The 13,254-nt window shown below is 55.2% G+C and carries 9 protein-coding genes; 4 read left to right on the top strand and 5 right to left on the bottom strand.

Annotated features, from left to right (window positions below; genetic code table 11):
- The first annotated feature begins 26 nt into the window (after positions 1-26).
- The gene (locus tag HMPREF2854_RS05275) at positions 27-2,441 is read left to right on the top strand and encodes a DNA gyrase/topoisomerase IV subunit A (RefSeq protein WP_148130905.1); all 2,415 of its coding nucleotides are present in this window, start codon (positions 27-29) and stop codon (positions 2,439-2,441) included.
- Between the two features lie 112 nt (positions 2,442-2,553).
- Here HMPREF2854_RS05275 and HMPREF2854_RS05270 read toward each other — a convergent pair whose 3' ends face one another.
- The 3 genes from HMPREF2854_RS05270 to HMPREF2854_RS05260 all read right to left on the bottom strand — a co-directional run bounded on the left by HMPREF2854_RS05270 (position 2,554) and on the right by HMPREF2854_RS05260 (position 6,805).
- The gene (locus HMPREF2854_RS05270) at positions 2,554-3,474 is read right to left on the bottom strand and encodes a hypothetical protein (protein WP_070620037.1); all 921 of its coding nucleotides are present in this window, start codon (positions 3,472-3,474) and stop codon (positions 2,554-2,556) included.
- Between the two features lie 102 nt (positions 3,475-3,576).
- Positions 3,577-4,596, bottom strand: a complete 1,020-nt coding sequence (locus tag HMPREF2854_RS05265) for a GNAT family N-acetyltransferase (protein ID WP_070620035.1) — start codon at positions 4,594-4,596, stop codon at positions 3,577-3,579.
- Between the two features lie 88 nt (positions 4,597-4,684).
- Positions 4,685-6,805, bottom strand: a complete 2,121-nt coding sequence (locus HMPREF2854_RS05260) for a DNA gyrase/topoisomerase IV subunit B (RefSeq protein WP_070620032.1) — start codon at positions 6,803-6,805, stop codon at positions 4,685-4,687.
- A gap of 118 nt (positions 6,806-6,923) precedes the next feature.
- On the opposite strand from HMPREF2854_RS05260, the gene HMPREF2854_RS05255 reads away from it, so the two are divergent.
- Positions 6,924-7,136, top strand: a complete 213-nt coding sequence (locus HMPREF2854_RS05255) for a DUF7455 domain-containing protein (protein ID WP_070620029.1) — start codon at positions 6,924-6,926, stop codon at positions 7,134-7,136.
- Positions 7,137-7,243: 107 nt separating this feature from the next.
- Here HMPREF2854_RS05255 and HMPREF2854_RS05250 read toward each other — a convergent pair whose 3' ends face one another.
- Positions 7,244-9,268, bottom strand: a complete 2,025-nt coding sequence (locus HMPREF2854_RS05250) for an RNA polymerase sigma factor (RefSeq protein ID WP_070620027.1) — start codon at positions 9,266-9,268, stop codon at positions 7,244-7,246.
- Positions 9,269-9,475: 207 nt separating this feature from the next.
- On the opposite strand from HMPREF2854_RS05250, the gene HMPREF2854_RS05245 reads away from it, so the two are divergent.
- A complete protein-coding gene (locus tag HMPREF2854_RS05245; RefSeq protein ID WP_070620024.1) occupies positions 9,476-10,570 on the top strand; it encodes a polyprenyl synthetase family protein in 1,095 nt (364 codons plus the stop codon).
- 33 nt (positions 10,571-10,603) lie between these two features.
- Here the strand turns inward: HMPREF2854_RS05245 and HMPREF2854_RS05240 are convergent, their stop codons facing one another.
- On the bottom strand, positions 10,604-10,930 hold the full coding sequence (locus HMPREF2854_RS05240; RefSeq protein ID WP_148130904.1) for an Rv2175c family DNA-binding protein: 327 nt from the start codon (positions 10,928-10,930) through the stop codon (positions 10,604-10,606).
- 102 nt (positions 10,931-11,032) lie between these two features.
- Between HMPREF2854_RS05240 and pknB the strand changes: the two genes are divergently transcribed.
- Entirely contained in the window at positions 11,033-13,201 is a 2,169-nt protein-coding gene (gene pknB, locus HMPREF2854_RS05235) for a Stk1 family PASTA domain-containing Ser/Thr kinase (RefSeq protein WP_261666668.1), read from the top strand.
- The last annotated feature ends 53 nt before the right edge of the window (positions 13,202-13,254 follow it).

The raw sequence follows: 13,254 nt of genomic DNA, 5'->3' as shown, positions 1-13,254 counted from the left end.
GCAAACTTTTTGACACAATGAGAGTTATGCCAAAAACGGTTGATACCAGCGTAGACGAACACATTGTCGAGATCGATGTTTCCAGCGAAATGCGAGGATCCTTCCTCGAATACGCCTACTCTGTAATCTACGCTCGCGCACTTCCGGATGCACGTGATGGCGCGAAGCCCGTGCAACGCCGTATCCTCTATCAAATGTCCGAAATGGGGCTTCGCCCCGAACGTGGCCACGTGAAGTCGCAAAGCGTTGTCGGCGAGGTGATGGGTAAACTCCATCCGCACGGTGACGCGGCAATCTACGACGCTCTTGTGCGTCTGGCACAAGATTTCAACCTACGCGTTCCCCTGGTTGATGGACATGGCAACTTCGGCTCGCTAGATGACGGCCCGGCAGCCGCGAGGTACACGGAGGCTCGCCTTGCCCCGGCCGCCCTCGACATGGTGAAAGACCTGCATGAAGACACCGTTGACTTCGTACCGAACTACGACAACCGTCTGACCCAACCAGATGTTTTGCCAGCGGGGTTTCCAAACCTTTTGGTCAATGGCGCATCCGGCATTGCGGTGGGCATGGCTACAAACATTGCTCCGCACAACCTTGGTGAAGTCATCGCCGCAACCACGCATCTGATTGATAACCCAGATGCCACCGTTCTTGACCTCATGCGATTTGTACCCGGCCCGGACTTCCCCGAGGGCGGCATCATTATCGGACAGGAAGGCATCGAAGACGCCTACACCACCGGTCGCGGGTCATTCAAAGTTCGTGCCAAGATGAACGTGGAGCGAGTGACTCCCCGCAAGCGCGGTCTGGTTGTCACCGAACTGCCCTATATGGTTGGCCCAGAGCGCGTTATCGAACGCATCAAAGATCAGGTCAACGCCAAACGCCTCCAGGGCATCTCAAACGTCACAAACCTAACGGATCGTCACCACGGCGTGCGCCTAGTAATTGAAATCAAGAATGGTTTCAATCCCGAGGCTGTGATGGAGCAACTGTACCGGCTCACACCGCTTGAAGATTCGTTCTCTGTAAACGCCGTAGCCCTCGTTGATGGACGCCCGCAAACTCTTGGTCTAAAAGAGATGCTTGAGGTTTACCTCGACCACCGTTACCAAGTAGTGCGGCGCAGGTCGCAGTTCCGCCGCCAAAAGGCGATGGACCGCCTCCACCTGGTGGAAGGCCTCCTGGTTGCGATTCTCGACATCGACGACGTGATTGCGATCATTCGCTCCTCCGACGATGTAGATGAAGCGCGTTCGCGCCTCATGCTTGCCTTCGAACTGGATGAGATCCAGGCCGACCACATTCTGTCGCTACGTCTGCGCCGGCTCACCAAGTTCTCCCGGATCGAACTGGAAACCGAAAAGGCCGAGTTGGAAGCCGAGATCCGCGCACTCGATGAGATCTTGGGCTCCGAACAAGTACTGCGCAATGTCGTTAAGGACGAGCTTTTAGAAGTGTCCAAGCGTCTGTCCACTCCGCGGCGGACCATGCTGCTATCGGCCGACACTGCGAAAATCACCACTACTGCCAAGAGCGCCGTGCCTCTGGAAATTCCTGACGGACCCGCAACGGTAGTGCTTACTCCAGATGGCGGTCTCATTCGCGTTGAGGGCAATGAGCCCCTTGAGAAAACCGATGCTCGAGCCGTAGCCGACACCTATCGGGTAGCGATCCCCACTACCACGCGCGGCGAGATTGCTGTAGTGGATAGCGAGGGACTAGCCCACCGCCTCCACGTGGTTGATCTACCCGCTGTGCCCCGGACAGCCTCAAACGCTTCGTTTGCTGCCGCGGTGTCTGCCAGCCACCTGCTTGGCCGCGACATTGAGCCGCGTGGCCTCATTGATCTTGAAGGCGACGCCATTACCGGCATTGTCACAAAGGCGGGCGTCATCAAACGTATGCGACCCGAGTTCGCTAAATCCGACGAGTTTGAGGTCATGCACCTCGCTGATGGCGACGAAGTGCTATTTGTAGCGCCCTGCCCCGACGAAGTAGACGTTGTGTTTATCGCTTCTAATGCGCAGCTCCTGCGCACGCCAGCAGGCAAGATCCGCCCGCAAGGACGCGTAGCAGGAGGTGTGGCCGGCATGAAACTTCTTGACGGGGCCAGCGTTATAGAGGCGGCGTTCACGGCATTGGACGCAGCCGAGGTCGTAACCGTTGCGGCCGCCGACGACGGCATGCTCTACCCCACCCAAACCTCTTTGAAGGTCACGAAGGGCGAAGTATTCCCCGAGAAGGGGCGCGCGACGCAGGGCGTACGCTGTCACCGTTTCTTGAAAGGTGAGGATGCGCTTGCACTCGCTCGAGTATGCCCCGGCATTGCACTTGCAACTTCTTCTACCGGGTCTCCCATCGAGCTACCCGAGGCGGACGAACGCCGTGACGGCTCTGGAACGCCGATCACGAAGACGATTGCCTCGCTGGCATAGCGCTACTTACAACTGGGGCGTAGTACACGAAAGCGCGGAAGCTGTATTCAGCTTCCGCGCTTTAATAGGTCCTATGAGGTTACCGGATGCGGCATTATTGCCCGCGGCACGCCTATTGTTCAGTTACTGCCAGGGTGTATACCCGCGACGTCGCCACCGTGGCGAACCCCAGAGAATCGTAAACCGACATCATTGACGGCGAGGAGAGAGACGAGAGTCCCGCGAGGACAGCATCCATCCCCGCCTTCTTCTGCGCACGCATCGATGCAGACACGAGGGCCGGCGCGATGGTTTGATCTTTAAACTCTGGAAGTACGGCAAGCATATCGATGCTTCCCTCGCGCCAACCCAGAACGGACCAGTCCTGAGAGTACTTTGATGCCATGACCAAGCCCGCGATGGCTTCGCGATCCGCAGCACGTGAGAGCGCTACAAAAGACCATTCGGGAATGAAACCCGCGCGATCCTCACCACTCCACTTGTAGGTCTCGCCGCGGCCACCCTCGCCGCGCGTGATGAGATCCAATGCGTGATCGATCTTATGCTGGCCAACGCTGTCCCAAGGAACGATAGTTATGAATGGATCTACTTCTACGAACTCTGGTTCCTTATCCAGCGCAGCTCGCATGTCAAAGTATGAACGATTCCACTCATACCCGTACTCCAGCAGATACTCCTCGAGAACGCGGTGGCCCTCTTCAACGTTAAAGAGGATCTGTTTGGACTCCCCGCCCATGGCTAGTAGCGCGGCCGTTGCGGTTTGTGTATGCCACTCAACCAGCACTCGCCCAAAGCCGATACCGCGGAACTTCGGGTCCACCCCGCCTCGACACGAAGCTACTACAGGCTCGTCATCAAACAGCCGGATGTAGCCGTACACGCGCAATTTGCCATCAATGAACCCGCCGATTGCAAAAAACTCATCAGAATAGCTAAACAGCTCGGCTATCTCTTCTTCAGAAGTACGGTACGGGAGGTCATCAGACTTTTCAATGCGATGCTGCAAGTCTGCAAGCATGCGAGAATCGCGCACATCAAGGAACCGCCACGAACATTCAAGACCGGGCGCAAGCAACTCTGGAGTCGCGGGCAGGGACGTTAGAATGACGAATCCTCTCTATCTCAGACCACGTGACTAAAAATCAAGACTATAAACAAAGTAGTTGCCTACAGCCTTAAATCCAAGCCGTTCGTAAAAACTGTGAGCGCCGTGCGGATTATCCGTATCCACATCCAGTCCCATGCGTTGCATACCCGAATCATACGAGGCCTTCGTCGCCTTCGTAATCAGAGCACGGGCGAGACCGGAGCCACGCGTATTTGGATCAACGCCAAGAAGTTCAGCGTAGGCCTCGCTCATTCCGGTGTGGAGCCACCGGGCGGGGTGGCGCACCACGAGGATGTAGCCAGAAACCTCACCGGTGGGCGAAATTGCTACAAACGACCACCGCTTCTCGATGGAGGCGATAGCATCCTCCCACCATTTAGCAGCGTCTGCGGTACTTCCCCAGTGGTCTGAAAAAGCGCGCAGGTGCAAGGCTTTTATCTGCGCTTCAAGCTCAGCGATCCACGGAACCACCGTGTAGCCGCCGCGAGGCTCGTCTACCGTGGGTTCCTCGCCTTCCAAATCGCGGTACATGACTTGGAACTGGCGCTGCTTCTCAAAACCAGCACCCTCGAGCACTGCCACGCGCTGGAGCAGATGCCCATCAACGTTTGTAGCGATCTGCGCAGGCAACTCACAATCCGGACCGTACGCTTCTAACAAGAGTTGCGCTCCGCGAGCCTTCTGCCACTCCAAAATGGCCTCGCCAATGCCACGCCCTCGAAAATCTGGGTGGACTTCGCTAGAAATCTCAACTCTTGCCACTTCCCCATCAGCCGGGAGAACTTCGACTACGGCCACGGCCTGGATCTTGCCCTGATCATCGCGACCAACAATCACGTCTTTGCCTTCGCCCGTCACCAGCAGATCAGCAATCCTGTCCGCGCTAGTGGAGAACAAGGTGGAATCAAAAAACTCGCACTTGTGAACCTGACGGGCAGCGTCATAACCGTCACGCGGCTCAATTTCGGACCACTCGAGCCCCAAATTAGCTGGCGGGTAGGTTGCGCCGATCAGCGGTGCCGTTCTTTCTGCCAAAGTTGTAGACATAGCGCCATTCTAAAGGACACGCTCATGCCCACCCAATCAACGCCAAGCTTTTACGTCTACCAAGCAACTACTAGAGGCGCCATATACTTTACGCGTCGATCTTTTCCCTATCGAAGTCGTTTGCCCCCTCAACGATGAAACTACGACGAGGAGCCACTTCTGATCCCATCAAAAGTTCGAAAACCTTCTCGGCCTCAAGGAGCGCGGCCTCATCGGCGAGCGTGATTCGACGAAGAGTGCGGTGAGCCGGATCCATCGTGGTTTCAGCCAACTGGTCTGCGTCCATCTCACCCAGACCCTTGTACCGCTGGATCGGTTCCTTGTATTTACGTCCCTGTCGGTTGAGCTTGGCAAGCGTTTGCGTCAGCTCATCCTCAGAGTAGGTGTACAAAATCTCCTTCGGTTTCTTACCCTGCTTCGGTACCTCAATTCGGTGCAGCGGTGGCACGGCCGCGTAGACGCGCCCCGCTTCCACCAATGGCCTCATATAGCGGAAGAACAAAGTAAGTAGCAGGGTGCGGATGTGCGCACCGTCCACGTCAGCATCCGTCATCAAAACAACCTTGCCATACCTTGCGGCCGAGAGGTCAAACGTTCTGCCCGAGCCAGCTCCAATCACCTGAATGATCGCTGCGCACTCCGCATTTGCAAGCATGTCAGCAGTGGATTTCTTCTGTACGTTTAGAATCTTGCCGCGAATCGGAAACAGCGCCTGATGCTCCGAATTACGTGCAAACTTTGCGGTACCAAGAGCCGAATCGCCCTCAACAATGAACAATTCGGAAGAATCCACATCGTTTGAGCGACAATCGGCAAGTTTTGCGGGCAACGATGACGTTTCAAGAGCGTTCTTGCGACGCGATATCTCTTTGTGTACACGCGCTGAAACGCGGGCCTTCATCTCGCCCACAATCTTCTCTATAAGAGCATCATTGGTTTGCTTCACGTCGCGCTTACTGGACTTGAAACGGGTTTGGAAGTAGTCGCTCACAACCTTGTTGACAACCTGGCGAACCTGCGGAGTGCCAAGTACTTCCTTAGTCTGTCCTTCAAACTGAGGCTCTGGGAAACGCACGGTGACAACCGCCGTCATACCGGCCAGGATGTCATCCTTCTCAATGCGCCCATCCTTCTTTGTCACCTTGTAACGTCGCTGATTCTTATCCACCTGGTCGCGAATCACCTTAAGCAACGCAGCTTCAAATCCCTGGACGTGCGTGCCCCCCTTTGGAGTGGCAATAATATTCACAAACGAACGCTGCGTCGTGTCATAACCAACGCCCCACCGAAGCGCAATATCGACGTTGCAGGTGCGTTCAATATCAACTGGTTGCAGGTGCCCGCCCTCGTTCAAGCGCTGCACAGTCTCGTTGTAAACACCCTCTCCGGTTATGTGCATCGTCTCTGTAACAGGTCCATCAACCGCCAGGAAATCGACGAAGTCAACAACTCCGCCATCAAACTGGAGTGTTTCTTCGATAACCTCGTCACCGCGCTCATCAATACACGTGATAGCCAGGCCTGGAACCAAGAACGTTGTTTGGCGGGCTCTACCAAGTAACTGCTCGAAGTCGAATCCCTCATTCTTTGGGAAAATCTGGAAATCAGCCCAAAAACGCACGCGAGTGCCCGACTTACCTCGAGCGGCCTTGCCCACCACATCCAGCTGGGACGCATCCACAAACGGAGTGAACGGAGAGTTTGGAGTACGATCCTTGGAATCATCAAAACGGCCCGGCTCGCCGCGCAGGAATGACATCTGGTAGGTCTTTCCCGCTCTATCTACCTGCACATCCAAACGGGCAGACAAAGCGTTCACTACGGACGCGCCAACGCCGTGTAGACCGCCCGCAGATCCGTACGAACCGCCACCAAACTTACCTCCGGCATGCAACTTCGTGAATACAACCTCAACGCCGGAAAGGCCCACACCTTTCACTTCATCAACTGGAATACCGCGCCCATTGTCACTGATCGACACCGAATAGTCCGGGTGGAGCGTAACGGTAATGTGGTCGCAATACCCCTCAAGCGCCTCATCTACCGCGTTGTCAATGATCTCCCACAGGCAGTGCATAAGACCGCGCGAATCCGTTGAACCAATGTACATGCCTGGACGTTTACGAACCGCCTCCAGGCCTTCCAGTACGGAAAGGTGCCTTGCCGTGTACTCTGACGCGTTAGATTGGGTTTTATTCTTACTAGCCACGCAAACATGTTAGGCGAAAATCCGGCCAAACTAACATTCCCACGCGGCCGTCTTAAGCTGATCGCGAAAACGAATGCCAAAACAGGACTTGCCGCTCGCGCACTGCAACAATGGAAGCATGACATACGAATCGAACATTACTGAAAGTACCGGACTTAAAGTCGCTGACCGCTGTGACCTCTGTGGCGCACAGGCATTCGTTGAGGTCGTAATGGAGTCAGGCACCCTAATGTTCTGCGGTCATCACGCACGAAAGCTTCGCGATTCATACTCTAAGACCGCGCTTGAGGTTCGTGACTTCACCGACCAGCTATACACCTCGGTTAACTAGCCTCACGCACTTTACGTACAGGTTCTTCAAAAGGGAGCGGCTCACCTTGAGCCGCTCCCTTCTTGTATGCGAGACGCACACTTGCCTCACATAATAATGTACTAAACCTAGTCGAGGTAGTCGCGAAGCACCTGCGACCTGGAGGGGTGGCGGAGCTTCGACATAGTCTTCGACTCGATCTGGCGAATACGCTCGCGGGTAACTCCGTACACCTTGCCGATCTCATCCAAAGTCTTCGGTTGGCCATCGCCAAGACCAAAGCGCATTGACACAACGCCAGCCTCACGCTCTGACAGCGTATCGAGCACGCGGTGGAGCTGTTCTTGCAAGAGCGTGAACGCAACCGCATCGGTTGGCACAATCGCTTCAGAGTCCTCAATCAAGTCGCCAAACTCCGAGTCACCGTCCTCGCCCAGTGGCGTGTGAAGAGAGATCGGTTCACGACCATACTTTTGAACTTCCACGACCTTCTCCGGCGTCATATCAAGCTCTTCTGCAAGCTCTTCCGGAGTGGGCTCACGACCCAAATCTTGCAACATTTGCCGCTGCACACGCGCAAGCTTGTTAATCACTTCAACCATGTGCACCGGGATACGAATGGTACGGGCCTGATCTGCCATTGCGCGAGTAATTGCCTGGCGAATCCACCACGTTGCATACGTGGAGAACTTGTAGCCCTTCGAATAGTCAAACTTTTCTACTGCGCGAATGAGACCCAGGTTGCCTTCCTGAATCAAATCCAAGAACAGCATGCCGCGGCCCGTGTAACGCTTGGCCAAAGAGACCACCAGACGAAGGTTTGCTTCCAGCAGGTGATTCTTTGCAAGCTGGCCATCATGCACCAGGATCTGTAGTTCGCGGCGGAGCTTGGACGGCATCTCGTCGCCCTCACGCAGAATCTTTTGCTCGGCGTAAAGACCGGCTTCGACGCGGCGGGCCAGATCGACTTCTTCTTCCGCGTTCAAAAGCGCGACCTTGCCGATCTGCTTCAAGTAGTCCTTAACCGGGTCCGCTGTTGCACCCGCAACGGTAACCTTCTGTGCAGGCTCGTCGCGGTCATCCGAGTCAGAAACTACGAAGCCACCAACCTTTTCGGTCTGCTTGTCCTCGCTCTTCTTACGACGCGAGCGGCGCTTACGAGATCCAGCTGAATCTGAGTCATCCTTATCGTCGTCTTTGTCGTCGTCCTCCGCGTCGCTCTCGTCATCGTCTTCGTCATCTTCGTCGTCAGAAAGCTCAGCTGATTCAGCCGAATCGGCCGAATCCAAGTCAAGATCGAGGTCGTCGTCGACATCCTCGTCTTCAAAAGTTTCGGGAGCGTCCTCACCGAGATCTGCGGACTCGTCCTGAAGTTTTTCGTCCTTAACTTCCAGCTCGTCCGCAGGCTTAGCTGCCGCCTTCTTCGCGGTTGCACGCTTCGGAGTCTTCTTCGCCGGCGCGGCCTTCTTAGCGGCCTGTTCGTCGGTCTCTGTCTTAGCCTTGGTTGCTGTCTTCTTAGCAGCCGGCTTTCGCGTAGTCTTGGCAGCGGTCTTACGCGTAGTCTTCGGCTTTTCTTCAACTACTTCAGACTCTTCTGCCTTGGCAACAGTATTCGCTGCTGTCTTGGTTGCCGCCTTCTTAGTAGCTGGCTTACGTGTGGTCTTAGTAGCGGTCTTACGCGCTGGCTTTGGCTTTTCTTCAGCCGCCGGGACCTCAGTTGCCTTAGGAGAGGCCTTAGCAGCGGCCTTCGTCGCCGCCTTCTTAGCAGGAGCCTTCTTTTCTACCGGCTTCTTTGCAGGAGCCTTCTTAGCAGTCGTTTTCTTTGCGGGGGCCTTTGTAGCCTCCTTGGCGGTTTGCGTGCCGCCATCCGCCTCAGCTTTAGTAGCGGCGCTTTCTGTAGCAGATGCGGCCTTCTTCGTAGTCGCGGTCTTCTTTGCCGTGGCAGTCTTCTTCGAGACGGCCGTTTTCTTAGCGGCCGTAGTCGCCTTGGAATTCGCGGTCCTCTTGGCCGTGGTGGTTGACTTAGCGGCAGTCTTCTTCCTCGCGGCAGGCTTCTTAGTTGCCTTCGACTCGGTAGATTCAGCTACCTCAACGTCGCTAGTGGTGGATCCTGCGGTCTTAGAATTAGTCTTAGAGGCTTTAGAAACTGCCACGAAGTTTTCCTTTCCACGGGAACATTAGGGTCCTCTCACTCTTTAATCGGCGCATGGCTGCACCACTTGACCGGGTTGTGATTAATCGTGAGAGACGAAACTAGAACCAATTATAATCAGGTCTTGTATTTTTCGCCCAACTGAGGTAAACAATCTCCTCACCCCCGTTGATAGGGCGCTGCTCGTTCGATTCGGTATCTTTATAGTATGGAAACGGATCGAAACGCCTCGAACGCCGCGAAGCCCGCGTTTAACCAAGCCCTATTCGCACCGGTGATGAACCACAAAGCCTTGGATTTCTTCAATACCTTTGCAGCAACCCTGGCTCCACACCCGGAGCTTGATCGATTCCTCTCGTTTGCTCGCTCGTACGTGGGATCGGGCAAGGCCCTGCGCGCCCTCGGCGTTTCCATCGGTAACTTTATTGCGGGTGGCGAAGATGTCGGCCATAGCGAAACCGCGATGAATCTAGGCGCTGCGCTCGAACTTTACCAAAGCTCCGCCCTCGTGCACGATGACTTCATCGATAATGCTCCAACCAGGCGCGGCATCCCGTCCGTACACGTGCAGGCTGCGCGCGAGATAGGCGTGGACGCGGCAGGGCCTGTGACAATCTTGGTTGGCGACCTGTTGCTCTCCCTAAACCACCTGGCCACCGAACATAGCCTCAAAGATCTTGACGCGAAAACCGCACACCGCATCTCCAGCTACATGGCGCAAATTACTGCCGAGGTTGCGTGGGGCCAGTACTTGGACGTCCTCACCGAAAAACACCCACTGTCTGATCCCGAGGCACTTCGCCGCTACGTCTACGACGTAATCGCACTAAAATCTGGACACTACTCCGTCATGAGGCCTCTGGTTCTGGGTGCTCTCCTACAAGATCCAAGCCCGCACTTCGTTGAAATGCTCGAGAAAATTGGGCGTGCGTGGGGTGTCGCATTCCAAATGCGAGACGATGAGATTGGAGTTTTTGGCGACGAGTCAGTTACGGGAAAACCCACTGGATCAGACATTCGCGAAGGCAAGCGCACGATCCTCATAACAATGGCGCTATCCCGCACCACCGGAGCGGATCGAGAATTTTTAGAAGACGCACTTGGCAACCAAAACTTGTCTGAGGAGAAGCTCGTGCGCGTGGTAGAACTTATTGAGTCTTCTGGCGCACGCCTCGAACATGAGAAAGCTATTGCGAACCTAGCCGAAGAAGGCCGCAAATACATGCGCGAATTAAAACTGGACGAGGAGCGGGAGGCCGCCCTCACCCAGTTTGGGAAAGTACTGCTAAATCGCGAATTTTAGGTATGTAAAAGCTCTACTGTTTGGAACTCGCGGTTAGAAAGCAAGAGGCAAAATCGCGTTACGCACTTCGCGCACGCGGTTCTTCGCAAGTAGCTCCAGCGGGGTCTCCTCAAGGCCATCGTGGTTGGAGAGGATCCATTCGGTGGCCTCGTCGTGAGAAAACCCGGCATCTAGCAGCATCAACATCGTGCCATGAAGCGATTTAAGAGGACGCGGCACCCCCTCCTCGTGTGCGATACAAAGAGAAGGCACCATTGGCTTGCTATCTTCCATGACTTTCAAAAGCTCGTTTTCCGCCCAGAGCTGTTTGATACGGGCGGGAGTTACACCCAGCATCGCGGCCGCTTCACGCTGTGACAATAATTCGATCATGCTTATGAGTTTAAAGTAAATCCGCCACCTTGTTGGAGGCACACCCCCGCGGTGTTCTACATTTGCAAGGTTTACACGTACAATCGCGGCGTGGGATTGTTTAAAAATTGGCGTGAGCAAGCGGGGCAAGACGAAAACCCCAACACGGTGCCTCCCCCTGCGCCAGGCTCTGAAGACGAAGCGGCGTCGGAGAGTGCGCACCCTACTGACATAGCTGAAAATGCCGAAGAATCCGAGGTTGAAGTTACCTCTGACATAGACATGCAACTGCCTGCCACGGAAGACGCGCCGAGCACGGAAGACTCTGCCAGCACTGAACAATCCGATGATCAGGAACAGGCGGATGAAACCGCCAACTCGGGAGCTAAAGACGAGGCTCCTACATTAACCGATCCCCTCGTTGGCATGGTTCTGGACGAGCGCTACAAGATTGAGCGCCTTCTGGCTCGCGGCGGCATGGCAACCGTATACGTGGCATATGACAAGCGTCTGGAACGCCCGGTAGCCATTAAGGTGATGCATCCCCACCTCGCGCAGTCAGCAGACTACGTAAATAGATTCCGCAAGGAAGCCCGCTCTGCCGCGCGTATCATCCACCCCGCAGTGGTAACAGTTTTTGACCAGGGCATTATTGAGGGGTCCGGATATTTGGTTATGGAGCTGGTGCACGGATCAAATCTGCGTACCCTTTTGAACGAGGAGGGCGAGCTCACCCTTGATCGCGCACTGGCAGTCACCGAGACCGTTCTCCAGGCCCTCTCAGCCGCACACCGAGGCGGCGTCATCCACCGCGATATCAAGCCCGAAAACGTCCTCGTACCAAACGACGGAAACCTGAAGGTGGCAGATTTTGGCCTGGCAGGCGCCGTCTCGGATGTTTCGGCCGCTTCCACCGGATCCGTAATGGGAACAGTAGCGTACCTGGCTCCAGAACTCGCTGCCGGCGAGCACGCGGATGCTCGTTCCGATCTGTTCTCTGTAGGCATCATGCTGTATGAGAGCCTTACCGGCCACACGCCCTTCGAGGATCTTTCCGTCTATCAGATCGTGAATTCGTACGCAGAAAAGGACATTCCTTCCCCTTCCAAGCTCGAATCGTGGATCCCTTCCGAGGTTGACGATTTTGTTTGTTCACTTACCGCGCGTGATCGCAATGATCGACCACAAAGCGCGGCGGAGGCGTTAGAAACCCTGGTACGGATCCGTTCGCAACTCCCCGAATCGTTGCTTGGCCGCAAGGCGGATGTTGCCCCCAAGGTCACCTCGGAAACCACTCACAAAATCCAATTGCGGGGCGAGACCGTGGCACTTCCCGTGCCTGCCTCAAAACCAACCACATCCGTGCGCACCATCCCCGCCGCGCCAAAAAAGAGCAGGCGGGCCCCACTCGTTATTGCCACGATCATTACGCTACTTGTTGCCGCTGGAAGCGGCTTCACGTGGTGGTGGTTCGAGTACGGGCCCGGCTCCTACATTGATGTTCCCGCTATTGCTGGAGCAAATTTAAAGGATGGCACCGCCAAGCTTGATGCTCTCGGTATTCAAAGCGTGGTTGAAGAAAAGTTTGACGATGTTGTTCCCGCCGGCATCATTATTGACACGCGTCCATCCAGCGACGAGCGCGTACATAAGGCCGGCGTTGTTACTATCTTGCTCTCTAAGGGCATTGAGATGGTTGAGGTTCCAGACCTTACCAACGCCACAAGTGAAGAGCTTGACGAGCTTCTTAAAGGAGCAAAGCTAACCCGCGGCGACACGAAGGAGGCCTACGACGAAGAGGTCGAAAAGGGGCGGGTCATTTCCCAGTCCGTTGCCCCCGGTGAGAGCGTAAAACACGACACTTCCATAGACGTAGTTATCTCGAAGGGGCGCGAGCCAATCAAGGTACCAAAAGTTGTAGGCCTGACCCTTGCTGAAGCTAGTCAGTTACTCTCTGATGCAGGGCTGCAGGTAAATACCAGCGAAGAGTTCAGCAACGAAGTAGAGAAGGGCATTGTCATCTCGCAAACACCGGTTGCTGATGAGATCTTGCACCGGACAGACCCGGTTTCAATTGTTGTCTCTAAAGGCCCGGAAACCGTCACTATCCCCAACGTGATCCGAATGTCGGAGGCCGAGGCTAAGGCGGCTTTAGAAGAGCTCGGGCTAGTTGTAAACGTAGACCGCGTATTCATGCTCGTAGACATGGTGGCAACCGTTAATCCGGGTGTTGGAACCGAAGTTAAGGTCGGTTCAACCGTAACAATCCGCGTGGTCTAATCCGCTAACTCTTTGGGGGAGCAATCCAATCTGGATTGCTCCCCCAAAAGTTT

It is taken from the genome of Actinomyces sp. HMSC075B09 (assembly GCF_001812395.1).
Lineage (GTDB): Bacteria > Actinomycetota > Actinomycetes > Actinomycetales > Actinomycetaceae > Gleimia > Gleimia europaea.
Note: the sequence above shows the minus strand (reverse complement) of the source record. Positions and strands in the feature narration are given on the sequence as shown.

Bases quoted from the DNA above. Each gene is read 5' to 3' on its own strand.
- HMPREF2854_RS05275 (WP_148130905.1), top strand. From the start codon at position 27: ATGCCAAAAACGGTTGATACCAGCGTAGACGAACACATTGTCGAGATC.
- HMPREF2854_RS05265 (WP_070620035.1), bottom strand. From the start codon at position 4,596: ATGTCTACAACTTTGGCAGAAAGAACGGCACCGCTGATCGGCGCAACC.
- HMPREF2854_RS05255 (WP_070620029.1), top strand. From the start codon at position 6,924: ATGACATACGAATCGAACATTACTGAAAGTACCGGACTTAAAGTCGCT.
- HMPREF2854_RS05245 (WP_070620024.1), top strand. From the start codon at position 9,476: ATGGAAACGGATCGAAACGCCTCGAACGCCGCGAAGCCCGCGTTTAAC.